Source organism: Halobaculum marinum, assembly GCF_029338555.1.
Classification (GTDB): Archaea; Halobacteriota; Halobacteria; order Halobacteriales; family Haloferacaceae; genus Halobaculum; species Halobaculum marinum.
This window is the reverse complement of the sequence record NZ_CP119989.1, coordinates 2236680-2263008: the sequence shown is the minus strand read 5'-3', so window position 1 is coordinate 2263008 and position 26329 is coordinate 2236680. Positions and strand designations below refer to the sequence as shown.

The 26329-nt window shown below is 68.2% G+C and carries 19 protein-coding genes; 7 read left to right on the top strand and 12 right to left on the bottom strand.

Annotated features, from left to right (window positions below; translation table 11 throughout):
* Window positions 1–152: 152 nt before the first annotated feature.
* The 4 genes from gltB to P0R32_RS11660 all read right to left on the bottom strand — a co-directional run bounded on the left by gltB (window position 153) and on the right by P0R32_RS11660 (window position 7629).
* The gene (gene gltB, locus P0R32_RS11675) at window positions 153–4700 is read right to left on the bottom strand and encodes a glutamate synthase large subunit (RefSeq protein WP_276237181.1); all 4548 of its coding nucleotides are present in this window, start codon (window positions 4698–4700) and stop codon (window positions 153–155) included.
* A 212-nt stretch (window positions 4701–4912) separates the two neighbouring features.
* A complete protein-coding gene (gene proS, locus P0R32_RS11670; protein WP_276237180.1) occupies window positions 4913–6403 on the bottom strand; it encodes a proline--tRNA ligase in 1491 nt (496 codons plus the stop codon).
* Window positions 6404–6601: 198 nt separating this feature from the next.
* On the bottom strand, window positions 6602–7129 hold the full coding sequence (locus P0R32_RS11665) for an 8-oxo-dGTP diphosphatase (protein WP_390219347.1): 528 nt from the start codon (window positions 7127–7129) through the stop codon (window positions 6602–6604).
* Window positions 7126–7629: a DUF7984 family protein gene (locus P0R32_RS11660; RefSeq protein WP_276237178.1), complete on the bottom strand. Its 504-nt coding sequence runs from the start codon at window positions 7627–7629 to the stop codon at window positions 7126–7128. Before P0R32_RS11660 ends, P0R32_RS11665 begins: the two co-directional genes overlap by 4 nt.
* A gap of 208 nt (window positions 7630–7837) precedes the next feature.
* Here P0R32_RS11660 and P0R32_RS11655 point away from each other — a divergent pair, with 208 nt between their 5' ends.
* Complete coding sequence (locus P0R32_RS11655; protein WP_276237177.1) at window positions 7838–9763, top strand: beta-CASP ribonuclease aCPSF1; 1926 nt, start codon at window positions 7838–7840, stop codon at window positions 9761–9763.
* Between the two features lie 42 nt (window positions 9764–9805).
* Here the strand turns inward: P0R32_RS11655 and P0R32_RS11650 are convergent, their stop codons facing one another.
* The 4 genes from P0R32_RS11650 to P0R32_RS11635 are packed head-to-tail and all read right to left on the bottom strand — an operon-like array spanning window position 9806 to window position 13791.
* Window positions 9806–10639 (bottom strand): ABC transporter permease, encoded by an 834-nt coding sequence (locus P0R32_RS11650; RefSeq protein ID WP_276237176.1) that lies wholly within the window; start codon window positions 10637–10639, stop codon window positions 9806–9808.
* The gene (locus tag P0R32_RS11645) at window positions 10636–11562 is read right to left on the bottom strand and encodes an ABC transporter permease (RefSeq protein ID WP_276237175.1); all 927 of its coding nucleotides are present in this window, start codon (window positions 11560–11562) and stop codon (window positions 10636–10638) included. The genes P0R32_RS11650 and P0R32_RS11645 overlap by 4 nt, the downstream gene beginning before the upstream one ends.
* Entirely contained in the window at window positions 11562–12668 is a 1107-nt protein-coding gene (locus tag P0R32_RS11640; RefSeq protein ID WP_276237174.1) for an ABC transporter ATP-binding protein, read from the bottom strand. The genes P0R32_RS11645 and P0R32_RS11640 overlap by 1 nt, the downstream gene beginning before the upstream one ends.
* A 1-nt stretch (window position 12669) precedes the next feature.
* Window positions 12670–13791, bottom strand: coding sequence for an ABC transporter substrate-binding protein (locus P0R32_RS11635; protein WP_276237173.1), 1122 nt, complete (start codon window positions 13789–13791; stop codon window positions 12670–12672).
* A 300-nt stretch (window positions 13792–14091) separates the two neighbouring features.
* Here P0R32_RS11635 and P0R32_RS11630 point away from each other — a divergent pair, with 300 nt between their 5' ends.
* Window positions 14092–15261, top strand: coding sequence for a pyridoxal phosphate-dependent aminotransferase (locus P0R32_RS11630; protein WP_276237172.1), 1170 nt, complete (start codon window positions 14092–14094; stop codon window positions 15259–15261).
* A 15-nt stretch (window positions 15262–15276) separates the two neighbouring features.
* Here the strand turns inward: P0R32_RS11630 and P0R32_RS11625 are convergent, their stop codons facing one another.
* Window positions 15277–16548, bottom strand: a complete 1272-nt coding sequence (locus tag P0R32_RS11625; RefSeq protein WP_276237171.1) for a M20/M25/M40 family metallo-hydrolase — start codon at window positions 16546–16548, stop codon at window positions 15277–15279.
* 178 nt (window positions 16549–16726) lie between these two features.
* Between P0R32_RS11625 and P0R32_RS11620 the strand changes: the two genes are divergently transcribed.
* The 4 genes from P0R32_RS11620 (at window position 16727) to P0R32_RS11605 (ending at window position 19676) form a co-directional block, all read left to right on the top strand.
* A complete protein-coding gene (locus P0R32_RS11620) occupies window positions 16727–18100 on the top strand; it encodes an FAD-binding oxidoreductase (protein WP_276237170.1) in 1374 nt (457 codons plus the stop codon).
* Between the two features lie 168 nt (window positions 18101–18268).
* Complete coding sequence (locus P0R32_RS11615) at window positions 18269–18640, top strand: methylglyoxal synthase (RefSeq protein WP_276237169.1); 372 nt, start codon at window positions 18269–18271, stop codon at window positions 18638–18640.
* A gap of 99 nt (window positions 18641–18739) precedes the next feature.
* The gene (locus tag P0R32_RS11610) at window positions 18740–19150 is read left to right on the top strand and encodes a type IV pilin domain-containing protein (RefSeq protein ID WP_276237168.1); all 411 of its coding nucleotides are present in this window, start codon (window positions 18740–18742) and stop codon (window positions 19148–19150) included.
* A 67-nt stretch (window positions 19151–19217) separates the two neighbouring features.
* On the top strand, window positions 19218–19676 hold the full coding sequence (locus P0R32_RS11605; protein WP_276237167.1) for a DUF7332 family protein: 459 nt from the start codon (window positions 19218–19220) through the stop codon (window positions 19674–19676).
* 76 nt (window positions 19677–19752) lie between these two features.
* On the opposite strand, the gene P0R32_RS11600 is transcribed toward P0R32_RS11605, so the two are convergent.
* The 3 genes from P0R32_RS11600 to P0R32_RS11590 form a co-directional block, all read right to left on the bottom strand.
* A complete protein-coding gene (locus tag P0R32_RS11600) occupies window positions 19753–20199 on the bottom strand; it encodes a DUF371 domain-containing protein (RefSeq protein ID WP_276237166.1) in 447 nt (148 codons plus the stop codon).
* A gap of 87 nt (window positions 20200–20286) precedes the next feature.
* The gene (locus P0R32_RS11595) at window positions 20287–21174 is read right to left on the bottom strand and encodes a DUF368 domain-containing protein (RefSeq protein WP_276239400.1); all 888 of its coding nucleotides are present in this window, start codon (window positions 21172–21174) and stop codon (window positions 20287–20289) included.
* Between the two features lie 120 nt (window positions 21175–21294).
* Window positions 21295–24648, bottom strand: coding sequence for an oligosaccharyl transferase, archaeosortase A system-associated (locus tag P0R32_RS11590; RefSeq protein ID WP_276237165.1), 3354 nt, complete (start codon window positions 24646–24648; stop codon window positions 21295–21297).
* Between the two features lie 596 nt (window positions 24649–25244).
* Between P0R32_RS11590 and P0R32_RS11585 the strand changes: the two genes are divergently transcribed.
* Window positions 25245–26327 (top strand): glycosyltransferase, encoded by a 1083-nt coding sequence (locus tag P0R32_RS11585; protein WP_276237164.1) that lies wholly within the window; start codon window positions 25245–25247, stop codon window positions 26325–26327.
* The last annotated feature ends 2 nt before the right edge of the window (window positions 26328–26329 follow it).

Genomic DNA, 26329 nt, shown 5'->3' with positions numbered 1-26329 from the left:
CGAGACGGTGGGTGGCGTAGAACCGATTGGCGGCGCGGTCTCCGGACCTCGCCGTTCACGCTACTTGCGGTCGTGTTCATCGCATTCGTGGGCGGCTCGGCCAGACGACCTCGCCGCCGATTTTCCGAGGCCTCCCTCCGGTCGGCCTCGCCTTAGTCGTCGCCGACGGCGCCCGCACCGAACTCCGCGGTCGCGGCACCACCATCCGCGACCTCGGGGAGCTCCTCGCGGACGTCCTCGCCGCGACCCTCCGCGATGACCTCCGCGTAGGCATCGGGCAGGACGCGCGTGAACTCCGAGATGACCGACTCCCAGTCGGCGAGCAGTTCCGCCGCGCGCTCGCTGTCGGTGCGCGCGAGGTGGTTCTCGACGAGGCGGCGCAGCATCGCCTCGTCTTGGTCGGTGAGGTCGTCGCTGAGGCTCACCATGCCGTGGTTCGTCTTCGCGGCCAGTTCGTCGTCGGGGTCGTGGACGTACGCGACGCCGCCGGACATACCTGCGGCGAAGTTGCGACCGACCTCACCGAGCACCGCGACGACGCCGCCGGTCATGTACTCACAGCCGTGGTCGCCGACGCCCTCGACGACCGCCTTCACGCCGGAGTTGCGGACGGCGAAGCGCTCGCCGGCCATCCCGTTGACGTACGCCTCGCCGTCGGTCGCGCCGTACAGCGCGACGTTGCCGACGAGGATGTTCTCGTCGGCCTCGAAGGCGGCGTCCTCGGGCGTCTGGACGACGACCGTCCCGCCGGAGAGGCCCTTGCCGACGTAGTCGTTCGCTGCGCCCACGAGGTGGGCGTCCACGCCGTCTGCGAGGAACGCGCCGAACGACTGCCCCGCCTCGCCCCGGAAGTCCAGGTCGAGCGTGCCCGCCGGGAGGCCGTCCTCGCCGTGGGCCGTCGAGATGCGGTGGGACAGCGTCGCCCCGACCGCGCGGTTCGTGTTGTCCACGTCCGCCGAGAGGGTGGCGGGTTCGGCGCGCTCGATGGCGTCGCCCAGTTCTTCCAAGAGGTCCCAGTCGAGCGCGTCATCGAGGTCCGGGTGGTCCTGCTCGCGTACCTTGTGGCGCGGGCCGTCGTCGCCGGGTTCGGCGATGAGCGCCGACAGGTCGAGTTTGCTCGCTTTCGGGTGGTCCGTCTCGCGCTGGGAGAGACACTCGACGCGACCGACCATCTCGTCGACCGTCCGGAAGCCCAGATCCGCCATGATCTCGCGCAGTTCCTGCGCGATGAAGTGCATGTAGTTGATGACGTGTTCGGGCTCGCCGGGGAAACGGTCGCGAAGGTCCTCGCGCTGGGTGGCGACGCCGACGGGGCAGGTGTTCTGGTGGCACTGGCGGGCCATCACACAGCCAGAGGAGACGAGCGCGCCGGTGCCGAAGGAGTACTCCTCGGCGCCGAGCAGGGCGGCGACGGCCACGTCGCGCCCGGTCTTCAGCCCGCCGTCCGTCGTGACGGTGATCCGGTCGCGCAGGCCCGTCGCGCGAAGCATCTGGTTCGCTTCGGCGACGCCGAGCTCCCACGGGAGGCCCGCGTTCTTGATCGAGGTCTTCGGCGAGGCACCGGTCCCGCCGGAGTGGCCCGAGATGTGGACCACGTCGGCCTCCGCCTTCGCGACGCCGGCGGCGATGGTGCCGATGCCGGCCTCCGAGACGAGTTTCACGTTGATGTCGGCCTCGGGGTTGGCCGCCTTCAGGTCGTAGATCAGCTGTTTGAGGTCCTCGATGGAGTATATGTCGTGGAGCGGCGGCGGCGAGATGAGCCCGACGCCCGGCGTCGAGAAGCGCACGTGGGCGATGTACTCGTTCACCTTCGGGCCGGGCAGGTGGCCGCCCTCGCCGGGCTTGGAGCCCTGCGCCATTTTGATCTGGATCTCCTCGGCGTTCGTGAGGTAGTTCGAGGTGACGCCGAAGCGGCCGGAGGCGACCTGCTTCACGTTGCAGTTCTTCTCCGTGCCGAACCGCTCGGGGGGTTCACCGCCCTCCCCGGTGTTCGACTTGGCCCCGATGCGGTTCATCGCGATGGCGTTGTTCTCGTGTTGCTCGGGGGAGAGGCTCCCGAGGCTCATTGCGGCGGTCGAGAAGCGCTTCGCGATTTCGTCGATCGACTCGACCTCCTCCAGCGGGACGGGGTCGCGCTCTGAGGAGATGTCGAGGAGGTTCCGCAACTCCGCGGGCGTGTCCGGGTCGTTCACCTGCTCGGCGAACTCGTCCCACGCCTCGCGGTCGCCTTCGCGGACCGCGCGGTGGAGCGCGTTCACCGAGTGGGGGTTCCACCCGTGTTTGATCCCCGTCGAGCGGTGCTCGTACTCGCCTTGCGTCTCCAACTTCGGGTCCTCGCCGAAGCCGACCGCGTAGCGCTCGCGCAGGTCCGATTCGATTTCCGGGAGGCCGATCCCCTCGGTCCGGATCTCGGTGCCCTCGAAGTACTCGCGCACGAGGTCGGAGTCGAGGCCGACGGCCTCGAAGATCTGCGCGCCCTGGTACGACTCGACCGTCGAGATGCCCATCTTCGCCATCGTCTTCAGCAGGCCCTGCTCCAGCGCCGCGCGGTAGGAGGCCAGCGCCTTGTCCTCGTCGGCGCCGTCGGGGCCGGCCACGATGTCGCGGACGGTGTCGTACGCGAGGTACGGGCACACCGCGCCGGCGCCGTAGCCGACGAGACACGCGACGTGGTGGACCTCACGCGGGTCGCCCGACTCGACGACGAGGCCGGCGCGAGCGCGCAGTCCCTCGCGCACGAGGTGGTGGTGGACCGCACCCGTCGCCAGCAGGCTCGGGACGTGGAAGCGGTCGGCGCCCATCTCGCGGTCCGAGAGGACGACGACGTCCGCGCCGTCGCGTACCGCGTCGGCGGCGGCGGCCCGGAGGTCCTCGACGGCCTCCTGCAGGGAGTCGTCGGGGTCGAACGTCATGTCCAGCGTGACCGACGAGAGCGCGTCGTCGGTGGCGTCGCCCAACTCGCGGATCGTCGCCGTCTCCGCCTCCGTCAAGATTGGCGAGTCGTTTACTACTTGCCGGGCGTGTTCGGGCGTCTCACCGAGGAGGTTGCGCTGGGGGCCGAGTCGCGTCTCCATCGACGTGACCAACTCCTCGCGGATGTAGTCGATCGGCGGGTTCGACACCTGCGCGAACAGCTGTTTGAAGTAGGTGAACAGCGGGCGGTCGAACTCCGAGAGGACCGACAGCGGCGTGTCGTCGCCCATCGACCCGACCGGGTCCTTCCCCTGCTCGGCCATCGGACCGATGAGGTGGTTCAACTGGTCGGTGGTGTAGCCGAAGGCGGCCTGCTTGCTCCGGAGGGCGTCGTCCGGCCCCGTCTCGGGTGACGGATCCGCGGCGGTCGTCACGTCTGCCAGGTCCCGCTGTTCGCCGTCGACCCACTCGCCGTACTTCTCGTCGGTGAGGTCGGCGAACACCTCTTTGTCGTCGAGGACGCGCCCCTCGGAACGGTCGGCGACGAACGTCTCGCCCGGGCGGAGGCGCCCGCGCTCGCGCACCTCGCTGGGGTCGTGTTCGAGCGCGCCGACCTCACTGCCCATCACGAGGCGGTTGTCGGTCGTCACGTCGTAGCGACACGGCCGCAGGCCGTTGCGGTCGAGGACGCCCGCGACGCGGTCGCCGTCGAAGCCGATGACGAGCGCGGGGCCGTCCCACGGTTCGACGAGCGACGCGTGGTAGTCGTAGAAGTCGCGGCGCTCGGCGCTCATCGCGTCGTCCTTCCGGTACGCCTCCGGGATCATCATGCGCAGCGCGTGCGGGAGGTCGCGTCCCCCCTGGAGCAGGAGGTCGAGCGTCTCGTCGACGGAGGCGGTGTCCGACTGGTTCGGGTCGGAGATGACCGGTCGGATCGCGTCGAGTTCCTCGTCGGTGAAGCCGCCGTCCGCGAGGTCGGACTGGCGGGCGCGCATCCAGTTGACGTTCCCCTGGATGGTGTTGAACTCGCCGTTGTGGACGACGTTGCGGTACGGGTGCGCGAGGTGCCACGCGCCCAGCGTGTTCGTCGAGAAGCGCGCGTGGACCAGCGCCACGCCGGAGGTGAGTCTGTCGTCGCGCAGGTCGGGGTAGTACGCGTCGATCTGGTCGGCTTTCAGCAGGCCCTTGTACACGACGCGGCGACGGTCGAGCGAGCAGACGTAGAAGCGCTCGCCGCCGGCGACGTCCTCGGCGGCCGTCTCGAGCGCGCGTCGGGTGACGTACAGCCGTCGGTCGAACGTCGCTTGGTCGAGTCCGGCGCTGTCGACGGGCGCGACGAACGCCTGCCACACGTCCGGTTCGGAGTCGAGCGCCGTCTTCCCCAGGTCGGCCTCGGCGGCGTCCGTCGGCACGTCGCGCCAGGCGACCACGTCGAGGTCGTACTCCGCGAGCGTCGACTCGAACAGCGATTCCAGGTCGCCGCGGGCGGCGTCGTCGGTCGGCATGAACAGCGAGGCGACCGCGTACGTCTCCGGGAGGCTCCCCACAACCGCCTCGAAGAACTCGTCTGGCCGTTCGATCATGATCCCGGCGCCGTCGCCGGTGTTCTGCTCCGCGCCCGTCGTCCCCCGGTGTTCGAGATTCTCGAGGAGGTCGAGTGCGTCCGATACCACGTCGTGCGAGCGCCCGCCGTCGAGGTCGACGACGGCACCCACACCACAGTTCGAGCGCTCGTCCGTGGGGTCCGCCAGGCCCCCGACGCGCGCCGATACGTCCGGCTCAGTCATGTGTGACAATTCAGGCCACCCGGGTAAAGGGTTGACCCTAAACGGCTAAGGGTGTGTTATTGGCATATTAGGTTGTATGAGGACCACCCTATGTTCTCGGACGACCGTGAAGAACTAGAAGTCGGTGACGACGCCGACGGACTCAGATCCGAGTAGCGATCTGGACTCCAGCAGTCCCCGGCACGCGGGAGAGGCGGCTGGCGTCGACGCGCTCAGTACGACTTCGCGAAGTACGCGGTGCGGGTCGCGTCGTCGTCGCAGATCGCACACGTCTCGTCGTGGTCGTCGCCGTGGAGGTCGTCCTCCTCCTCGAAGGGGACCATCACGATCTCGGCGGCGATCTGGTCTTTCACTTCGGTTTCACACGCCTCGTCGCCACACCACGGCGCCTTCACGTACCCGCCGTGCTGGCCGATGGTGCCGAGGATCTCGTTCCGAGAGTCGGCCTCGCGCACCTCGCCTTCGAGGTTCTCCTCGGCGGCGGCGTACAGTTTCGCGTACACCTCGTCGAGGTGCTCCTGCGTCGTCTCGGCGATGTCGTCGCGGTCGACGGTCGTCTCCTCGCCGTCGGGCCGGTGGACGACGGTGACCTCCTCGTCGTCGACCTCGTAGGGACCGATCTCGAAGCGGACGGGGACGCCGTTGAGCTCGTGTTCGTTGAACTTGAAGCCGGGATTGCGCGTGTCGCGGTCGTCGAGTTCGACGCGGACGCCCGCCTCCTCCAACTCCTCGGCGACCTCCTCGGCGTACTCGAGCACGTCGTCCTTGGTGTCCTCCTGCCAGATGGGGACGATGGCGACCTGGGTGGGCGCGACGGTGGGGGGAAGGACGAGCCCTTGGTCGTCGGAGTGGGTCATGATCAGCGCGCCGAGCGCACGCCACGACAGCCCCCACGACGTCGTGTGGGCCACGCGGTCGGCCTCGTCCTCGTCGGAGAACGTGATGTCGAACGCCTCCGCGAAGCTCGTGCCGAGGTAGTGGGAGGTGCCGCCCTGCACCGACTTCCCGTCGGGCATCAGCGCCTCGACGGTCGTCGTGGTGTCGGCGCCGGGGAACTTGTCGTGGTCGGGCTTCTGCCCCCGCAGGACGGGGATGGCGAGGAAGTCCTGGTACGCCGACTCGTACTGGTCGAGGCGAGTCATCGTCTCCTCCCACGCGCCCTCGCGGTCGGCGTGGGCGGTGTGACCCTCCTGCCAGAGGAACTCCTTCGTGCGGAAGAACGGCTTCGTGTCCGTCGCCTCCCAGCGCACGACCGACGCCCACTGGTTCAAGCGGAGGGGCAGGTCGCGGTGGCTCCGCACCCACTGGGCCATGTAGGGGGCGATGATCGACTCGGAGGTGGGGCGGACGGCGAGGCGCTCCTCCAACTCCTCGTGGCCACCGTGCGTCACCCACGCCACCTCGGGGTCGAACCCCTCGACGATGTCCTTCTCGGCTTCGAGGTACGACTCGGGGATGAACAGGGGGAAGTAGGCGTTCTGCGCGCCGGTCGCCTTGAACTTCGCGTCGAGGAAGTTCTGCAGGCGCTCCCACAGCGCGTAGCCGCGGGGGCGGGTGATGATGAACCCGGACATCCCCTCGGGTGCGTAGTTCGCCAGCTTCGCCTTCTGGACTACCTCGGCGTACCACTCGCCGGTCTCGTACTCCTTCGATTTCGTGATACCCAACTCCTGTGCGTCGGAGCCGGTGTCGTCTTCGCTCATGTGCGTTGATTTCGGACTGCCGTCTTAAACTCGGTGCGTTCGGTCGGCGACGAGGTGAGAAGTGGTGGCGTGGCTACGCGCCACGCGGCGGCAGCGGCGAGCGAACACGGGAGCGGCCAGCGGCGTTCACGACCGGAGGAACCAGTCGGGGGACAATGAGCGTTCCCCCACCGTGGGACGGCAACCCACGCCAGCGGGTCACCGGCGACCCGTCGCAGACACGTCGCCGCGTTCGGGAACGTTCACGCCGCGGTCGACGTCGACGTACCGGGGCTCGTCCGCGTGGAACACGAACGTGCCCCGGAACGTCCCGCCGTCGAGCACCGTCGGGAGCCACGTGCGGTCGGTCGCCCACATCTCGTCGAACGGCACGTCGTCGACGGGGACCCACACCGGGTCGGCCTCCGCGGACGCCGTCGGCGTCCCCTCGTAGGCGGTCGCCCGGAACACGTGGACGACCGCGGACCAGTCGTCTGCCCAGTAGGCGAACGCGCCCGCACGCTCCGGGTCGGCGACGTCGATGCCGACCTCTTCGCGCACCTCGCGGACGACGCACTCGCGCGGCGTCTCCCCCGCCTCCAGTTTCCCACCGGGACCGACGAGGTTCCCCTGGCCGACCCCGCGCTGCTTGCGGATGAGCAGGGTTCGGTCGCCGTCGACGAGGTGACACAGCGTCGCCTCCGGGAGCTGTTCGCGGGCGGCTGTGGGACCGGGCACGCCGGTCATTCGTCGTCACCCCCGACCGGGTCGACCGCGAACGGACTCTTCGACTCGCGCCACGACCACCCGGGCAGCCGCGTCTGTACGCCCGCCGCGAGCGCGGCGTCGAGGTCGTCGGTGCCCGCGGGGTCGCCCTCGGCGCCCTGCGACCGGGTGTCCGCGAAGTGGAACGTCGCCTCCGCGAGCAGTTGGAGCGGCTGGCCGCCGGCGATGGTCGCGGCGAGGCGACGACCGAGCAGTTCGTCGACGACGAACCCCGGGTAGTCGCCCTCCACGTCCAACTCGCGTAGGAGGCCCGCGAGCGCGGCGACGTTCACGGCGCGGTCGCCGACGGCGAACACGCGGTCGACCTCCCGACGGTACTGCGCGTCGCTCACCGTGTCCACGTCCGTGTCGAACAACTCGCCCAGCGCGTCGCGAGTGTCGTTGAGGAGTGGGACCACCACGGGGGACCGCTCACGTAACCGGTCGCGCTCTGCGGCGACGGCGGCAGGTGTCAGTCGCATACGGGCCGTAGGAACCGGTCCCTGGTAGTGGTTTGCGAAGCGTTTTATAGCACGGGGCAGTTACGTCCGTTCAAGCGGGTTTTCCGTCGCCCACGCGGGCAGCTACAACGGAGCGTCCCGTACTCATGCAGTCTTCCACTCACAGTCGACCCGAGGGCGTAGCGTCCGACAGCCGCGCCCCACGGTACCCGCGACGATCCTCTCAGTTATGAGCCAAGTCGAGAAACAACTGGAACAGACGAAAGCACAGATCGAATCCGAGATCCCGAACGACATCTCCGTCACCGACGTCAAGTACGAAGGGCCGGAGCTGGTCATCTACACGCGTCACCCCAAGGAGTTCGCCCAGAACGGCGACCTGGTCCGTCGCCTCGCCTCCAAACTCCGCAAGCGAATCACCGTCCGTCCCCACCCCGACGTGCTCTCTGACCCTCGGGAGGCGGAGTCGACCATCCGCGACATCATCCCCGAGGACGCCGGCGTCACCGACCTCGACTTCCACGAAGACACCGGTGAGGTCGTCATCGAGGCGGAGAAGCCCGGCATGGTCATCGGTCGCCGCGGCTCCACCCTCCGTGAGATCACGCGCGAAGTCGGCTGGACGCCCGAAGTCGTCCGCACGCCCCCCATCGAGTCCTCCACCGTCTCGAACGTCCGCAACTTCCTGAAGCAAGAGCGTGAGGAGCGCCGCGACATCCTCGAACGCGTCGGGCGAACCATCCACCGCGAGGAGATGGCCGACGAGCAGTGGGTCCGCATCACCACCCTCGGCTGCTGTCGCGAGGTCGGTCGCGCCTCGTTCATCCTCAACACCGCCGAGACGCGCATCCTCATCGACTGCGGCGACAAGCCCGGTGCCGAGGGTGAGGTGCCGTACCTCCAAGTCCCCGAAGCACTCGGCGCGGGCGCGCAGAACCTCGACGCGGTCGTGCTCACCCACGCCCACCTCGACCACTCCGCGCTCATCCCGCTGCTGTTCAAGTACGGCTACGACGGCCCCATCTACTGCACGGAGCCGACGCGCGACCTGATGGGTCTGCTCACGCTCGACTATCTCGACGTGGCGAGCAAAGAGGGGCGTACGCCGCCGTACGAGTCGGCGCAGGTGCGCGAGGCGATCAAACACACCATCCCGCTGGAGTACGGCGACGTGACCGACATCGCGCCCGACGTGAAGCTCACGTTCCACAACGCGGGCCACATCCTCGGGTCGGCCGTCTCGCACTTCCACATCGGCGACGGCCTGTACAACGTCTGCTTCTCGGGCGACATCCACTACGACGACACGCGCCTGTTCAACGGCGCCGTCAACGACTTCCCGCGCGTCGAGACGCTCGTGATGGAGTCGACGTACGGCGGTCGCAACGACTACCAGACGGACCAGGAAGACTCCGAGCGCAAACTGATCGAGACGATCAACGAGACGTACGAGCGCGACGGGAAGGTGCTCATCCCGGCGTTCGCCGTCGGACGCTCTCAGGAGATCATGATGGTGCTCGAGGAGGCGATGCGCACCGACAAGATCCCCGAGATGCCGGTCCACCTCGACGGGATGATCTGGGAGGCGACGGCAATCCACACCACATACCCCGAGTACCTCCGCGACGACCTGCGCGACCGCATCTTCCACGAGGACGAGAACCCGTTCCTCGCCGACCAGTTCAACCACATCGACGGCGGCGAAGAGGAGCGCCAAGAGGTCGCCGACGGCGGCCCCTGCATCATCCTCTCGACCTCCGGGATGATGACTGGCGGTCCCATCATGTCGTGGCTGCGCCACCTCGGCACCGAGGAGGACTCCCAACTCACCTTCGTCGGCTACCAAGCGCAGGGGACGCTCGGGCGCCGCATCCAGAACGGGTGGGACGAGATTCCCGTGCAGGACCCGCAAGACCGGAGCCGAACTTCGACGCTCACGCTGAAGATGCAAGTCGAGACGGTCGACGGCTTCTCCGGCCACGCCGACCGGCAGGGGCTGGAGAACTTCGTGAAGACGATGAACCCGCGCCCGGAGAAGGTGCTGTGCGTGCACGGCGACGAGCGCTCCGTGCAGGACTTCTCGTCGGCGCTGTACCACGACTACAACATGCGGACGTTCGCGCCGAAGAACCTCGAGACGTTCCGGTTCAAGTGAGGGCGACGCGGGGCGCCGCCGCGCAGGGCGCCTCGGCCCCCGTCAGCGCCGCGCGAGCAGTTCGACCCGCGTGAGCGAGACGGCCACGAGCACCATCGTCACCGCCAACACCAGGAAGACGACGCTGATGACGTTCACCTCCGGCGTCACGTTGTAGCGGATCTGGTTCCAGATGTACACCGGCAGGGTCGGGTCGCCCGACCCCTTCACGAAGTAGGTGAACACGAACTCGTTGAACGAGAGCGTGAACGCCAGCAGGCCGCCGGCGACGATGCCGGGGAAGATGTTTGGCAGGGTGACCTGCCGGAACGTCTGGAGTTCGTCGGCGCCCAGGTCCTTCGACGCCTCCTCGAGCCCTCTGTCGAACGTCAGGAGCGTCGGGAGGATGACGAGCGTCGCGAACGGGATGGTCCGCACGACGTGTGCGACCACCACCGAGACGTAGCCCGGCAGGCCCAGGGCGCCCTTGAAGAACAGCACCATGGCGACCCCGGTCACGACCAGCGGCACGATGATCGGCAGCGTCGCCAGCAACTGCAGCCAGCTGCGGCCGGGGAACACGTACCGGTCGACGGCGTACGCGATGGCCGTCGACAGGACGACGCTGATTGCCGTCGCCGGGACGGAGATAGTCAGCGTCGTCACGATGGCGTCCAGCGCCGCGTCGTTTGAGAGGAACACGCGGTACCACCGGAGCGTGAGCTGGTCCGGCGGGAACGACAGCACCCCGCCGTCGGCGAACGACATGAACACAAGCACGGCGATGGGCACCCACAGGAACGCGATGACGAGGGCGATGACGGCCGCTGCCATCCGCGAGGCGTACGCCTGGACGAACCGCTCGACCGGCCGCGTGAGTCCGTCGGCGGCGCTCACGCCTCCTCACCCCCGGTGGCGAACAGGCCGCCGCCGAGGCGCGTCCCCAGCACCAGCAACGCCACGACGACCACCGAGATGACCATCCCGATGGCCGCCCCGAACGGCCAGTTGAACGCGCTCTTGAACTGGTTCTCGATCACCATGCCGATCATGATGTTGTTCGTCCCGCCCAGCAGCCGCGGCGTGATGAACGAGCCGAACGTCGGGATGAACACGAGGATGACGCCGGTGACCACCCCGTTGATCGTCATCGGGAGCGTCACCGACAGGAACGTGCGAACGGGCCCGGCGCCGAGGTCTTTCGACGCCTCGATGAGGTCGCCGTCCAGGTTCGTCAACGACGCGTAGAACGGCAGCACGGCCAGCGGCAGCCACACGTACGTGAACCCGATGAGGACGGCGGGATCGCTGTACAGGAGGCTTACGGCGGGCAGCCCCAACATGTTCAGCGTCGAGTCGAGCACCCCGTCGCTCTGGAGGATGTTGATCCACGCGTACATCCGGATGATGTAGCTGGTCCAGAACGGGAGGATGACGAGCAGGAGCAACAGCGTCGTGCGCCGAGAGAACCGGACGATGCTGTACGCCAGCGCGTAGCCGATGACGGCCACGATGAACGTCACCTGCACGCTGATCACCAGCGTCTTCCACACCACCGTGAGATACGTGCTCGAGCCGAGGAAGTCCATGTAGTTGCGCAGCGTCCACGGCCCTCCGATCTCGCCCGTCTGGAACGAGACGACGAGCATCGCCAACAGCGGGATGGCGAAGAACAGCAGGAGGACGGCGTACGGCGGCCCGGCGACCGCGAGCGTCCGCAGTCGCGGGTGGTCCCGGAAGAACGACGTGAGGGCGGCCGTCCGGTCGCCCGCGCGGGCGCCGGCGTCGGAAGCACCCCCCTCGCCGGACGCCTCCGCCATCAGGCGCCCTCCGTCCCGTCCTCGGGGCGCTCCTCGCGCCGGTAGACGTGGACGTCGGCGGCGTCCCACTCGACGGCGACGTCGTCGTCGATGTCGAAGGAGCCGCCGCGGACCTCGGCCGAGATGCGACCCCAGGCGTCGGTGTCGACGCCGTACAGCGAGTCGCTCCCCTGATAGCTGCGGTTGCGCACGACGCCGGTCGAGGAGAACGTCCCCTCGCCCGCGGCCGCCGGCGGGTCGGCCAGGCCGACCTGGAACGGGCGGACGCAGACGTCGACGGGGTCGTCGACTGCCACGTCGCCGGCGGCGTCGGCGGGGACCGACACCGGGCCGGTTCCGGCGTCGACGGTCACGCCGTCGTCGCCGACGTCGGTGACTCGCGCCTCGACGGCGTTGACGTCGCCGATGAAGTCCGCGACGAACCGGCTTTCGGGGGCCTCGTACAGGTCTTCGACGGTGCCGATCTGCTGGATCCGGCCCTCGTCGAGCACGACGAGGCGGTCGGAGACGGCAAGCGCCACCTCCTGGTCGTGCGTGACGTAGAGGAACGTGGTGTCCGTCTCCGCCTGGATGCGCTGGAGCTCCGTCTGCATGTGCTGGCGGAGCTTCCGGTCCAGCGAGGACAGCGGCTCGTCGAACAGCACGAGCGCCGGTTCGTTGACGAGCGCCCGCGCGAGCGCGACGCGCTGCTGTTCGCCGCCGGACAGCTCCGACGGCGTCCGGTCGCCGTAGCCGCTGAGGCGGACCATCTCCAGCATACGCTCGGTGCGCTCGCGCCGCTCGTCCGCCGGGACGCCGGACTGTTTCAGTCCGTACCCGATGTTCTCGGCGACGGTGAGGTGCGGGAACAGCGCGAGGTTCTGGAACACCATGTTCACGTCGCGCTCGAACGGCGGCGAGCCGACGATGCCCGCGCCGTCGAGGTCGATGTCGCCGGCGGTCGGCTCCTCGAACCCGGCGACCATCCGCAGCACCGTCGACTTCCCGGAGCCGCTGGGGCCGAGGATGGAGACGAACTCCCCGTCCTCGATGTCGAAGCTGACGTCGTCGACGGCCGTGAGGTCACCGAACTCCTTCGTGAGCCCGCGAACGTTCAGCAGCGACATCCTACGCCGCCTTGACCGCCGTCCAGATCTCGTCGTACCGCGACCGGACCTCGTCCGACAGCGTCTCCGAGAAGATGAGGTTCCAGTCGTCGGGCCAGTTCGTGAACTCGGCGTCCTCCTCGGAGAGTTCGTCGCTGATGTCGACGGCGGGCTGGTAGCCCATCGTCTCGAACAGCTTCGCCGCGTTCTCCGTCTCGGTGGCCCAGTTGGTGAACTGGAGGCTCGCGATCGGGTTGGGCGACCCTTTCGGGATGACGAACAGGTCGCTCGTGTACATCGCGCCCTCCTCGGGGGCGGTGTAGTGGACCGGCGCGCCCTCGCCGAACCGGGCGGTGTACGTCCGGCCCATCGTGAGCGGCCCCGCCACGACGTCCTCGTTGACGAAGAGGCTCATCCCCTGCTGGTAGTCGCCCCAGTACGTCTGCAGGAGTGGCTTCTGCTGGATCAGCACCTCTTCGATCTCCTCGTAGTCGTCGGGCTGGATCGGGTCCTGCCCGGTGTACATCGCGGCGATCTGGCAGGAGACGGTCGCGTTGTCCCACATGCAGATGTTCCCCTCGTGCTCCTCGTCCCACAGGACGCCCCAGGAGCTGGGGGCTTCGTCGAAGTACTCGTCGTTGTACGTGAGCGGGTAGAGGACCAGCGACTCAGGGACGGCGTACACGCTCCCGTCCTTCTGGTAGGAGCTTGCCTCCTTGATGCGGTCGGTGATGTTGTCCCACGCCGGCATGATGTCGACCGGCAGCTCGTGGAGGAAGTCGTTCTCGATGGAGCGCTCCACCCAGTTCGTCGTCGCGGCGATGTTGTCGATGTCGCTGTTGCCGGCTTCCAGTTGGGAGTACCACTGGTCGGGGGAGGAGTAGCCGGTGTTGCTCACCTCCACGTCGAACTCCTCGCCGAAGGCCTCCATCGCCCACTCGGCCCAGCTATCGTACCAGTTCCACATGTTGAGGCTCCCCCCGATGTCCTCGGGCGGCCACTCCTCGACGTCCATCGGGACGCGGCCGTCGCCGCCCCCGCCGCCGCCGAGACAGCCGGCCGCGGCCGTGATGCCCGCCGCGGACGCCCCCTGGAGGAAGCTCCGCCGGTTCACGCTCGGGAGCGAGTCGTCGAACTCACGCATCGCGCTCACCCGTCGAGTCGGTCGTCGCCACATCGGCTTCGTCTACGTGTGCCATGTGATACCAACGATAGGTTTCCAGCATAAGAGTGTCGGGTGATTCGCGTGAGACAGTACACCTTCGAACGGTTCCTGCGGCGTTTGTTCCCCGATCGGGTCGAAAACTGGCTGAACGTGACACGTGGTCGGGGAAGAACCGATGTCCGGCGCTCGCGCGCGGTTGCGTCGGCTCGCCTCCGCTTCGACCCCGACCGCGACCCCGACCACCGCCTCCCTTCATGTGTCCCCCCGGAAAGTGGAGGTATGGGATTCGACAACGCGTTCGACCGGCGGATCGGGAGCCGTCGCGTGCGGGGGATGAACGAGTCGGTGATCCGGGAGATGACGCGGGAGGCGCATCGCCACGAAGCGATCAACCTCTCGCAGGGCATCCCGGACGAGGACGAGACGCCGCCGTCGGTGAAGCAGGCTGCCCGGGACGCGATCGACGGGTCGAGCCAGTACACGATCACCTGGGGGCTCCCAGCGCTGCGGGAGGCCGTGGCAGAGCGCTACGCCGACTGGAAGGGCGTCGCCTACGACCCCGAGACGGAGGTCACCGTCACTTGCGGCACGAGCGAGGCGATCATGTCCTCGTTGCTGGCGCTGTGTGACCCCGGCGACGGCGTCGTCTACTTCGAGCCGACGTACGAGAGCTACATCCCCGGCGTCCAGTTCGCCGAGGGGCGACCGATCCCGCTTGACATCACCGACGGCCTCGCCGTCGAGGAGGAGGCGCTCCGCGAGGCCGCTGCCGACGCGTCGATCCTGATCTTGAACCACCCACAGAACCCGACCGGGAAGGTGTTCACGCCCGCGGAACTGGACCTCCTCGCGGAGGTCGCCGTCGAAGAGGACCTGATCGTCATCACCGACGAGATCTACGAGCACATCGTCTACGCCGACCACTACCGGAGCCCCGTCACGGTCGACGGCCTCGCCGAGCGGACCGTCGTCTGTACGGGGATGTCGAAGACGTACTCGGTGACGGGGTGGCGGGTCGGCTTCGTACTCGCGCCCGAACCGCTCTCGGCGGAACTGCGGAAGTTCCACGACTACACGAGCATCTGCGCGCCGACGCCGTTCCAGCGCGCCGGCGTCGAGGCGCTGTCCTTGCCCGACAGCTACTACCGCGACCTCTCCGACTCCTACGAGCGCCGCCGCGACCAACTGTACGACGGGCTCCGCTCGGTCGGGCTCGACCCGGTGAAGCCGGACGGCGCCTACTACATGCTGACGCGCTACCCGACCGACGAGCCCGACACCGAGTTCACGCTCCGCCTCATCCGCGAGGCGGGCGTCGCCGCGGTGCCGGGGAGTAGCTTCTACACCGACGAGGGAGAGGACTGGGTCCGCTTCACGTTCTCGCGCAACGAGGAGACGATCGACCGGGCTATCGCCCGCCTCGACGACTACCGCTTCTGGGCGGAGTAACCCGCCAGGCGCCGCTCACGACAGCAGCCGGCGGACCGTGTCCGTGACGACCTCGCCCGCGGTCAACACCTCCTCCCAGACGATGGTCTCGTTCGGGAAGTGCGCCTCGTCGATGTCGCCCGGCCCGAACACGACCGTCGGGATCCCGGCCGCGATGTAGTGGCGCGAGTCCGCACCGTACGTCTCCCCGATCGGCTCGGTGTTCGGACAGCCCGCCTCCGCCATCGCCGCCCGGAGCGCGGTCACCACCGGCTCGTCGGGGTCTATCTCCGATGGCGAGAACTGCACCGAGAACCGTTCGAAGCGCGGGGGGTGCGCGGAGAGCCACTCGTCGTCGTCGACCACGTCCGCGAGCGCCGCCTCGAACTCCGCCTCCACTCCCTCGAGCGTCTCACCGGGCGCGACGCCGATCCGAACCTCCGCGTCCAGCGTCGCCGGCACCGACGACGCCCACGAGCCGGCGCGGACGGTGCCGACGTTCACCGGCCACGGGTTCGAGAACTGTCCGTATCGGGGGTGGCTCACGCGCTCGGCACGCTCGGCTTCGAGCGTCTCGAACGCCCGTCGGATTCGCTCGAAGTGGGGCAACACCGACTCCCCGTTCCACCGGCGCGCGGCGTGTGCCGACCGGCCGTCGAGGTGGAGTCGCTTCATCAGGCTGCCCTCGGTCGCGGTGACGGGCGTCAACTCGGTCGGCTCGGTGACGATGGCGGCGTCGCGCTCGAAGGGGTACGGGTTGTCGACGGCGGCCGCCGCCGCGCCGATGCCGCCCTCCTCCTCGCCAACGACGCTCTCGACGACGACGCGACCGTTCAGCGACAGGTCCTCCGCCGCGTCAGCGAGCGCCCGGCCGGCGAACACGCCCATCGCCGTCCCGGCCTTCATGTCGGCGGCCCCGCGGGCGGTGAGCGTCGCCGCGCCGTCGTCCGTCTCGCCCCACACCGGGTCGAACGGGTCCGTCTCCCACAGCTCCTCGTCAGCCGGGACGACGTCCACGTGCCCGTTGAGCACGACCGTCGGCCCGGCGTCGGGGTCGCCGAACTCGGCGACGCCGGCGACGCTCGGGCGGTCGGCGACCGGGATGGCGTCGGGGTCGTCGGGGAACTCGTGGAGGTCCGCGAGGCGCTCGGCGTCGGCCGTCCACTCGTAGGTGTCGAAGCCGAACGACGCGAGGCGGTCGAGCAGCCACTCCTGGGCCGGCCGCTCGCGACCGTCGGTCGTCTCGAACGCGAGCAGCGTGGCGGTGAACTCGCGCAGTTCGTCGTCGTACGTCGCGAATCGGGTCATCGGAACGGGTGGGACAACTCCGAACGGCTCCTAAAGCGTTGCCGAGCCACCGGTCGTCCCAGCCAAGCCACCGGCCATCTCCCGCATCGCCACCGACCGTCCCAGCCAAGCCACCGCCTCTCGGCCCCCAGGGCACCCCCGTCGCAACCGTTTTCACCGCCACTCGCGAGACTCGCCCATGACGGACACGGCGTTTCTCAGTTCGATCCTCTCGCCCGACCGGGTGTCGACGACGACCGCCGACCGCGACCACCACGGGCGCGACTGGGGGACGCCGCCCGAGGAGGCGGCACCCCCCGACGTCGTCGTCTGGCCGGAATCGACCGCGGAGGTGTCTGCGGTGCTGGCCGCGGCGACCGAGCGCGACATCCCGGTCACACCGTTCGCGGCGGGGACGGGCATCGAGGGAAACGCGGTCCCCGTTCGGGGCGGCATCAGTCTCGATCTGACGCGGATGGACACGGTCCTCGAGGTCCGACCCGAGGACGCCCAGATCGACGTCGAACCGGGTGTCGTCGGCGCCGCGGTCGACGAGGCCGTCGCGGCCCACGGGCTGTTCTTCCCGCCGCTGCCGACGTCCGCGGACATGGCGACCGTCGGCGGCATGATCGCGACGAACGCCAGCGGGAAGCGGACGGTCAAGTACGGCGAGGTGGGCGACTGGGTGCGTGAGGTCGAGGTGGTGCTCGCCGACGGCTCCGTGCTCACGGCGGGGACAAGGGCAGCCAAGAGCTCCTCGGGGTACAATATCCGGGACCTGATCGTCGGAAGCGAGGGGACACTCGGCGTCGTGACGCGGGCGACGCTCGCGCTCGCGGGTCGCCCCGAGCAGACCCGCGTCGGCCGCGTCACCTTCTCGACGCTCGCGGACGCGACGGACGCCGCCGCCGATATCGTCGGCTCCGGCGTCGACGTGAGCGCCGTCGAACTCGTCGACGCTCTGAGCGCGCGGATGGTGAACGCGTACATCGACGCCGACCTCCCGGAGCGACCGACGTTGTTCCTCGAGTTCCAGGCCGACCACGGCGTCGACGAGGAGGTCGACTTCTGCCGTGCAGTACTCGCGGCCCACGACCCGACGACGGTCGTCCTCGGCGAGGAGGCGGCCGGCGAGGACGTGTGGGAGCCGCGACGCGAACTCGCCGACGCCGTCCGCGCGTACTACCCCGACCGGCGGTCGCTCCACGCGGGCGACGTCGCGGTGCCGCTCGGCTCGTTCTCGACGCTCCTCGAACGGATCCGTGCGCTCTCGGAGCGCCACGACATCCCGATCCCGACGTTCGGCCACGCCGGAGACGGGAACGTCCACTTCGACGTGCTCGTCGACCCGACGGACGACGACGCGGTCGACACCGCAGAGCGCGTGTACGACGACATCGTCACGACGGGGATCGATCTTGGGGGGACCGCCAGCGGGGAGCACGGCATCGGGCGCGGGAAACGCGGGTTCCTCCGGACGGAGCACGGCGACACTGGCGTCCGTGCGATGGAGGCGATCAAGGACGCGCTGGACCCGACGGGAACGCTCAACCCCGGAAAGATCTTCCCCTGACGGGAGGCGTCCGTCTGTCCGTCGATCCGACAGCCCGACCAACCGACAGTCCGACCGGTCCGACGAACCCTTCCGACCCCACGTCGGCGCGTGCCGCCGCGGCCCCGCTTCCACCGCTGACTGCCCGCCCGCCCGTACAGTGAAGGTCTGGCGGAGCCGACAGTTCGTATGCGCCTCGCGCTCATCGCCCACGACGAACAGAAGGACACCCTCGTCGAGTTCGCTCGCGAGTACGTCGACCTCCTGTCGACGCACGACCTGCTGGCCACGGGGACGACCGGGAAGCGCCTGAACGAGGAGACTGCGCTCACGGTCGAGCGGAAGTCGTCGGGGCCGCTCGGTGGCGACATGCAGATCGGTGCGGAGGTCGCCAACGGTGACTGCCACGGCATCGTGTTCCTCCGGGACCCGCTGACCGCGCAGCCACACGAACCGGACATCTCGGCGCTATTGCGGATCTGCGACGTGCACGACGTGCCGCTGGCGACGAACCCCGCGAGCGCGGCCCACCTCGTCGAAGGGATCGGTCGGGGCCGGTGACGGGGGTCGGCCCCCGAACGAGCCACGATCCCGACGACTGCTATCGATTGTGAAAATCGAAGCGAAATGTTTATTTCTAGATTTGTTCCTCTGTCGATGATGACACTCCGCGAAACACTCGACGACACGAGCACACCGCTCCTCGTCGTCGCTGTCATCGGTGTTGGTGCAGTTCTCCTGATCGCTGCGGTTCTCGGTACGGCAGTTCTCGGGTCGTTCGTGCTCGGCACGGGCGACCAGACAGTATCGACGGCAACGCCGAGCGTAACGTTCAGCAGTGAAGCGACCGACTCCGGCTTCGTGATCCAGCACGTCGGTGGCGAAAGCGTCGAGGCCTCCGCGCTCCTCGTCACCGTCGACGGCGACACCCAGACGTGGGCAGCCCTCACCGGGGCAGACAGCGTCGCCGAGGGTGACACCGCCGAGGTGTCGGCTGAAGATGGAGCGAGCGTCGAGGTGGCGTTCGACGGCGCCGACGGGCCGGTGACGCTGGCGAAGTTCCGCGTCTGACCGGGCGGTATCGCGAACGATAGCCGGTTCGCCCGGCTTTTTATTGTCTGGTAACCGACCGGTAGCCGTGCAGTCCTCACGGGTCGCTCGGGTGGTGCTCGCCTCGCTCGTCTGTTTGGCGACGGTCGCGGGGGTCGCGTCGCTGCCGGCGGCCGCCGCTCCCGGCGACTGTTTCGGCGACGGACGTGACCTCACCGTCGGCACTGAGGGGCCGACGATCGAACTCACAATCCACACGTCGCTGTTCACGAACCTCACCTCGGCGGGGGCGTTCGGCCTCTCGGCGGTCGGTACCACCGGCGACGCCGACATCGTCGACCTGCAGGTCGGGGTCGTGTTCGTCGGTGTCGGAGACGTGAGCGAGTTCCTCGCGGACCCGTTCTCCCGGTTCGCGCTCGTGTTCGATTACACGCTCTCGCTGCCGATGTTCGACGCCGTCCCCGGCGAGACGACGTACGAACAGGCCGACGCGCCCGTCGAGGGCGTGCCCGAGGCGGAGTGTTCGACCGGCGACGACGGGAACTGACGTGCGCGTTTTGACCGCGTGACTGCGTCGGCCCAGGCTGTCTGTGTCGCCCCAGACCGCGGCCACCTCCACTCGACTACGGGTCGACTCGGAGCGTCACCGTCAGCGGCGCGCCGCGCTCCAGCGCCGTCACGAGTCGGCGGTCGAACTCGCCGGCGGCCTTGTCGGCGCCGACCATGATCGTCCGCTCGTCGACGTAGTCGCTCGTGCGGCCCACCATGCTCCGGTCGCCCTCGTACGTGAGGTCGGGGTGGCCGCGACCCGTCACCGTCTCCGTCGCGTCGGCGGCGGCGAACTCGGCCTCGATGGTCGCCTCGGTGGAGCGACACGCCTCGACGAACGAGCGCGGCACGTCCGCGGGCGTCGTGTCGGCCTCGACCGCGAGGATGCAGTCCCCAGCGGGCGTGAGCCAGTCGTCGCTGGTCACCTCGAACGTGCTCCCGTGTTCGGCGCTGACGTTCTCGTGTCCCTCCGCGCGGATCGTCACGGTCCGAACCGCGGGGTCGGCGGCCTCGTCACTCATTGATGGCGTTCGGACGGGGAGCGACAAAACGCCCGCGGGTCGGGGACGACTGGCGTGACCCGCGGTGGCCCCCGATAACGGTGGTGCTCAGTCGAGGTCGATACCGCCAGCCGCTCGCTCGACGCCGGCGACGAGTAAGGCACCGACGACGGCGGCGACGGCGAACTCCGCGAGCACGCCGCCGGTCCACGCGCCGACCTCCTCGGTGACGCGGGCGACGGGCGCGCGCAGGGCCCCGACGATGAGGCCGACGAGGAACGCGAGCGTCGCGGCTCGCCGGGCCTCCAACGCGGCCCGGATCGCGTGCGCGACCGTCAGGAGGCCGACGACACCGCCGGCAAGGAACGCGACGACCGGTCCGGCGGTGTCGACGACCGTGGCGACCGACCCGCCGGTGACCAGCGCGAGCAGCGCGTCGACGAACGCCGACAGCGCCCCCGTCATCCGCTCGTACTGGCCGAGGATGACCAACAGGAGCGACCCGGAGATGCCCGGGAGGATCATCGCGCTCACCGCGACCGCGCCAGCCAGGAACGTCGCTGCGAGTGACTCGCCGAGGGCGGCGCTCGCGCTCCCGGAGGCGACGAACGCGACGACGACGCCGGTCACCCCGGCGGCGGCGCGCCCGAGCGTGTCGAGGGACACCTCGTCACGCAGCACGACGGCGGAGGCCGCGATAAGGCCGAAGAAGAAGCCGTACGTGAGTACCGGCATCGTCTCCAACGCGGTGTCGAGCGCGCGCGTCACGGTGAGGATCGCGGTCGCGATCCCAGCACCGAGCGCGAGCAGGAACGCGCCGTCGACCTCGCGGAACACCGTCCGGAGGTCGCCGCGGTCGCGAACGAGGTCCGCGAGGACCCGCCGGACGAGCGCGGGCGAGGCGGACGTGAACGCGGCTATCAGCCGGTCGTAGATGCCGGTGATCAACGCGATGGTCCCACCGGAGACGCCTGGGACGGCGTCGGCGGCCCCCATCGCGACGCCGCGGAGGTACGCCCCGAGCGCGCCGACGTCGTCGTCGTCACCCACGGCGCTCGCCTCCTCTACGGGTTCCCCCCCAAGCCGACTAGTCGTGTCGGCCTCCCCGTCAGTCATCTACGGAACCGTGATCGTTGTGGTGGGCGCTCGAATCGACGGTGCCACCGCGTCGCCCGTGTCGCCGGCGACGACAGTCACGTCGCCGCTCGGCTGGTGTCCGGTCTGGTCGAACCCGTCGAGGGCGTCGAGTCCGCCGGCGAGCGAACTGCTGTTCTCGGAGGTGTTCGTCTCCGACCCGTTCTGTGCGCCCTCCGGCTCCTGGAGCACCTCTTCGGAGAGCGTCACGGTCGCCGCGCCGTCTTGGTCGCCGTTGACGAGCCCCTCGCTCACGTTGACGGTCCCCTGGTTGCGGACGACGTACGCCGACTCGTTCGAGCGAACCTCGCCAGAGATGGTGTAGCCGGAGACCGACCGCACGCTGACGTTGGTGTAGCCGTTCTCGGGCCCGTACTCGTCGTAGTCGGTGGTCGAGTACGGGACGGTGAGCGTGAACGTGCCGTCGTCCTCGGCGGTCGTCTCCTGCGTGTAGGTGAACGTCGAGGCGTTGCCGCCGGTGCCACCGTACGGCACCTGCATCTGCACGCTCGCCGTCACGGTCTCACCGGGTTCGGCGCCCGAGCCTTCGATGGTCGCGCCCGGCACCTTCTCGAACGTCTTCACCCACTGCGGCTGGGTCTGCTGGAGCAGCGAGGGACGGAGCCCGAGCGACCGCGACTCGCGGAGCACGTTCCGTTGGTACGACCCCGAAACGTACGACGACGTCTCGGAGGTGCTCACCAGGCGGTAGTGCTCGAGTGCGGGCACCGGCTCCCGCGGATAGTCACCGACGCCACCGATCTGGGCAGTGCCGTCCTCTTCGACGAACTGCTGTGCCGCACTCATGTTCCCGAACGTCCGGATGGCCGACGCGTTCTCGCCGCTGGGCATCACCTTGTACGTCGTGGAGCCGTCCCGGGTGGTGACGGTGTCGTAGTCGAACACGATGACCCGTTCGCCGAACAGGGTGTTGACGCTCGGCTCGGCTCGGCTCCCGTGGTACTTGTACAGGCGCACCATCAGGCTCTCGTAGTAGCGCTGCTCCTTCGAGTAGAACGCCACCTGCCCGATGGGCTGTCCCTCGGAGTTGACCGCGAGCGTCGGCGAGTAGTAGTCCGACGCCTGCGTGTCGTCGTCGAAGACGACCGGCGCGCCGAACTCGGAGCCGACGGTCACCATCTCCCAGTTGACCATGACGTAGCGCATGTCCTCGGCCTCGCCGTCGTCGTCGATACCGGCGAGCACGGCGTCTGCGTCGTCTTCACTTGGGGCGAGCAGGTAGTTCGCAGCCGAGGTCGCACCCTGCTGGAACGGGTTCGCGTGCGGGATGCGCTCGCCTTGCGTGGTGATGAAGTGGCCGTAGTCCCACCACGACATCACGCCGTAGGTGCCGTCTTCGTAGTCGAAGTCGTCGTCCGCGGGCCGCTGGTACGTGCCGTAGTACTCCAGCGAGTCACCGTTGCCGGCGCCCCCGAGGTTCCCCTCGGCGGGCGTGTTGTCGGCCATCCACTCGAGGTTCTCGTTCCAGTAGACGACCTCGCCGGGTGACGTGCTGTTGCCGACGCCGATGGCGTTGTTCGTCCGGTCGATGGACACCGAGCCGGTGTTGCCGAGCGACAGCGGAACGACGAGCACGGGACCGAGGACGACCATGATCACCGCGGCAACAGTGAGAACGCGGTGCCAGGTGATCCCGTCGAGCGAGAGATCGGATACGAGGTCCGTCCCAACGACCCTGAGGACCTCCCGGAGGAAGTACGCGTTCAGTCCGGCGACGACCACCGCGAGGTAGTAGTTGAACCGAATCTGGGTGAACGCGGCGGCCGTGATGAACGCCGCCCACACGAACACGAACAGGTGTTCGGCGTCGTAGCGCACCCGGGCGGCGGCGCCGAACACGAGGAGCGCGACGATACCGAGGCCGAGCACCTGGGGATTGAACCCGAGCGACGCCGCGAGGGGGTTGAACAGCGCCTTCCCGACGAAGATGAACAGAACGACCACGGTCGCGCCCGCGAGGTAGTAGTAGTCACCCGTGGTACCGCGCTTCCAGAGGGGTTTGACGAGGAGCCACACCGCAGCGGCCAACGCCGTAATGAATGCGAAGCCGTACTCCGCGATGACGACACCGAAGCCGCCGTAATACTGGACGAGACCTGACTGGAGGAACGGCTGAGCCTCGCCGATGGTGCGCGTCGCCGCACCCGCGGAGAAGCCTACGAAGCGGAGGAGGTTGTTCTCGACCGTCGTGAACGGTGTCGCCTCGACGAAGATGATGAGGGAGATACCGACCGCCCCGAGGAGGCCCACGATCCCCGCGAAGCCGTACTCGCTCAGGCGGTCGTCGGCGAAGCCGCGCGCCTCGACCTGTCGAGCCAGCACCGCGAGGAACGCCGCGCCTGCGGCCGTCGCGAGTGCGAATAGGGGTTGGATGAGGCTGAACTGCGCGGGGCTGAACGACGGTACCTGGAAGCGAACCAACGCCATCAGTGCGGCCACGGTCATCGAGACGACCGCGACGAACGCGACGTGGTCGGGAGAGCGGTTGCCCGCGTAATCCGAGACCGACTGGAATGCGACGTAGGCGGCGAATAGTCCGAGCAGGAAGACGCCTGGGGGCCACGTCCAGATGTACAGACCAACCGCGATCCCAGCGACCGTACTCCACACCATAGTTGGTTTCAGTTCTTTCCACTCGCGCGCCTGAACGAGTTCCCAGATGGGGCGGTCACGCTGGGCGACCGCGAGCGCGATCATCAGCGCGACGACGGCGAATGCCTGGAAGAACGGTTCGGCAATGTTGTGATCGCTGAAGCCAACGAGGCCCCGGCGGAGGAACGTCCCGGGGAGGAGCATCAGGATGACCGCACTGAAGAGACCGGCGAGTCGCCCGCCGAGACGTTTACCGATGAGGTAGGTGGGGACCGCGACCAGCGCGCCGAAGACAGCGGGGGCGACGAGAAGCGTCTTCGCGACAAGCGCCTCAGAGGGAGAGCCGAGACCGACAACGAGGGCAGCCGTGGCGACGAGTTGATCGTAGAGGGTGCCGAACTGCCCCTGAGCCGTGCCGAACGGGTAGTACGTCCACGGGTCGAACGGCATCGTCGACGGCCAGTTCGCCACGGTGTAGCGAACCTGTCGGAGGTGGTACCACGCGTCGTTCCCGGAGAAGTACACCTGGCCGTCGCGGATGAAGTTGCCGTAGGACTGGAGGCGGACCCACAGCATGAACGCAACGACCGCGAGGAGCACCGGGACGTGATAGAAGTCCCGGAGGACGTCGGTAACCGACTTCTCCTCGAAGTAATCAAGCCCCTGAACGGTGGATGCGGGATTCCCACCGCCGGGGGTCGTGTCGCTATCGCTTCGACTCATTGCATCGATGGACTTGGAAAACGAGGATAAGCCTTGTGAAGTGGTTTTGTTCTCGAAACGGGATCACACTCAGATGACAATTGGAGGGCCCACTTCATCCTCTGAATGACACAGAGATCCGACTGAACACTTCACGTCTGAGCGGCGGCTCTGAGGGGGTCTTCCGACCAGACGGGGTCGTGAGTGTGTTTGTCTGTTGTGACGTTCAATGGGAATGAGCCAACCAGATCATACGCGGTGCAGTTGAGGTACTCATGAGACTAGACGAGAGAGCGGATGGGCTCAGGTCGTGTCTCGTGTGTGAGTTCTGATCAGAATTCGATCTTCTGTGGAGCTAATTGGCGGCTTGCACTGCGATTCGCCAATGCGTCGAGGTGTTGTCGACCTTCTGGTTGAGGGTATCCGTTGTGTGTCACGCTCGATGACGGTGTTCGTCGGTTCTCACCACACTTGCGTGGCGCCTCTGGGGAGCCCGCAGGGTTATTTGCCCCCCGAACCCGACCGGCGAGTATGATCGATGGACACAGCCTCGACCGTCGCGTGCGCCGGTGGGGCGGAAGGTGGGAGTTCGACGGACGGTCCCGGGAGGCGGACGAATGAACGAGCGCGTCGCAATCGTCCACGACGGCTTCGCGGACACTCCCGGGGGTGCCGCGAAGGTGGCGACTGCCCTCGCCGCGGCGTTAGACGCTGACCTCTACGCCGGCCGGGCCGGAAAACCGGCGTGGTACGAGGAGCGCGTCGAGCGGGAGGTGACGCTTTACGCCGAGAGGGCGAACTCACTCCCGACGATGCTCAGGGACGCGATGGTGGCCTACGAGACAGGCCGTCTCCACCTCCCGGAGTACGACACGGTTGTCACGACGGGTGTTCCGGCGAAGTTCTACCAACCAGAGTCGCGTCAGCTCCACCACCATTACACCCACCATCCACCGCTTCGCTACACGGAGTGGTTGGGGCGGGACAAACTCACCGGACTCGGGAACTTCCGCTATCTCATCCGGAAACCCGCCATGTACGCCGACTGGATAGAGATGCAGCGGGTCCGGAAGATACTCGCCAACAGCCGAACGACCAGAGAGCGCATCGACCGCCACTACGGACTGGACGCGACGGTGGTGAACCCGCCAATCGAGTACGACGACCGGCCGGTCCTCGACACCGAGCACCGTGAGGACTACTTCCTCTCCGCCGGCCGGCTTGGTGAGCGAAAGCGCCTCGAGACGCTCATCCGCGCGTTCGCCCGGACGGACGAACGCCTCGTGCTCTGTGGCGACGGGCCGCTCAGGAAGGAGCTCACAGAACTCACAGAGGAGACGGGTGCGAACGTCGAGTTCCGCGGATTCGTCCCCGAGGAAGCGGTCGTCGAGACGATGCGGAAAGCGAAGGGCGGCGTGTTCATCCCCGTCGAGGAAGACTTCGGGATGGCCATCGCGGAGTGTCTCTGCTATGGAACGCCGCTCGTCGTCACAGACGAGCCGAACCCGAAGTACATGGTCGATGCGGAGAACGGACATCGGGTCGAGCCAACCGTCGACGCCGTCGCCGAGGCGATCAAACAGTTCGACCCGGGCGCGTTCGACCCCAACTCGATAGCGGCGAGCGCCCGTCAGCGCTACGGCGCAGATCGATTCGCGACGGAGGTCCGGGAGGCGCTCCGCGAGGAACGAACCATTTAAAC

What these genes read in the sequence shown, in the direction of transcription:
- gltB (WP_276237181.1), bottom strand. Translation starts at nt 4,700, where the DNA reads ATGACTGAGCCGGACGTATCGGCGCGCGTCGGGGGCCTGGCGGACCCC.
- proS (WP_276237180.1), bottom strand. Translation starts at nt 6,403, where the DNA reads ATGAGCGAAGACGACACCGGCTCCGACGCACAGGAGTTGGGTATCACG.
- P0R32_RS11665 (WP_390219347.1), bottom strand. Translation starts at nt 7,129, where the DNA reads ATGACCGGCGTGCCCGGTCCCACAGCCGCCCGCGAACAGCTCCCGGAG.
- P0R32_RS11660 (WP_276237178.1), bottom strand. Translation starts at nt 7,629, where the DNA reads ATGCGACTGACACCTGCCGCCGTCGCCGCAGAGCGCGACCGGTTACGT.
- P0R32_RS11655 (WP_276237177.1), top strand. Translation starts at nt 7,838, where the DNA reads ATGAGCCAAGTCGAGAAACAACTGGAACAGACGAAAGCACAGATCGAA.
- P0R32_RS11645 (WP_276237175.1), bottom strand. Translation starts at nt 11,562, where the DNA reads ATGGCGGAGGCGTCCGGCGAGGGGGGTGCTTCCGACGCCGGCGCCCGC.
- P0R32_RS11640 (WP_276237174.1), bottom strand. Translation starts at nt 12,668, where the DNA reads ATGTCGCTGCTGAACGTTCGCGGGCTCACGAAGGAGTTCGGTGACCTC.
- P0R32_RS11635 (WP_276237173.1), bottom strand. Translation starts at nt 13,791, where the DNA reads ATGCGTGAGTTCGACGACTCGCTCCCGAGCGTGAACCGGCGGAGCTTC.
- P0R32_RS11630 (WP_276237172.1), top strand. Translation starts at nt 14,092, where the DNA reads ATGGGATTCGACAACGCGTTCGACCGGCGGATCGGGAGCCGTCGCGTG.
- P0R32_RS11625 (WP_276237171.1), bottom strand. Translation starts at nt 16,548, where the DNA reads ATGACCCGATTCGCGACGTACGACGACGAACTGCGCGAGTTCACCGCC.
- P0R32_RS11620 (WP_276237170.1), top strand. Translation starts at nt 16,727, where the DNA reads ATGACGGACACGGCGTTTCTCAGTTCGATCCTCTCGCCCGACCGGGTG.
- P0R32_RS11615 (WP_276237169.1), top strand. Translation starts at nt 18,269, where the DNA reads ATGCGCCTCGCGCTCATCGCCCACGACGAACAGAAGGACACCCTCGTC.
- P0R32_RS11610 (WP_276237168.1), top strand. Translation starts at nt 18,740, where the DNA reads ATGACACTCCGCGAAACACTCGACGACACGAGCACACCGCTCCTCGTC.
- P0R32_RS11600 (WP_276237166.1), bottom strand. Translation starts at nt 20,199, where the DNA reads ATGAGTGACGAGGCCGCCGACCCCGCGGTTCGGACCGTGACGATCCGC.
- P0R32_RS11595 (WP_276239400.1), bottom strand. Translation starts at nt 21,174, where the DNA reads ATGGGGGCCGCCGACGCCGTCCCAGGCGTCTCCGGTGGGACCATCGCG.
- P0R32_RS11590 (WP_276237165.1), bottom strand. Translation starts at nt 24,648, where the DNA reads ATGAGTCGAAGCGATAGCGACACGACCCCCGGCGGTGGGAATCCCGCA.
- P0R32_RS11585 (WP_276237164.1), top strand. Translation starts at nt 25,245, where the DNA reads ATGAACGAGCGCGTCGCAATCGTCCACGACGGCTTCGCGGACACTCCC.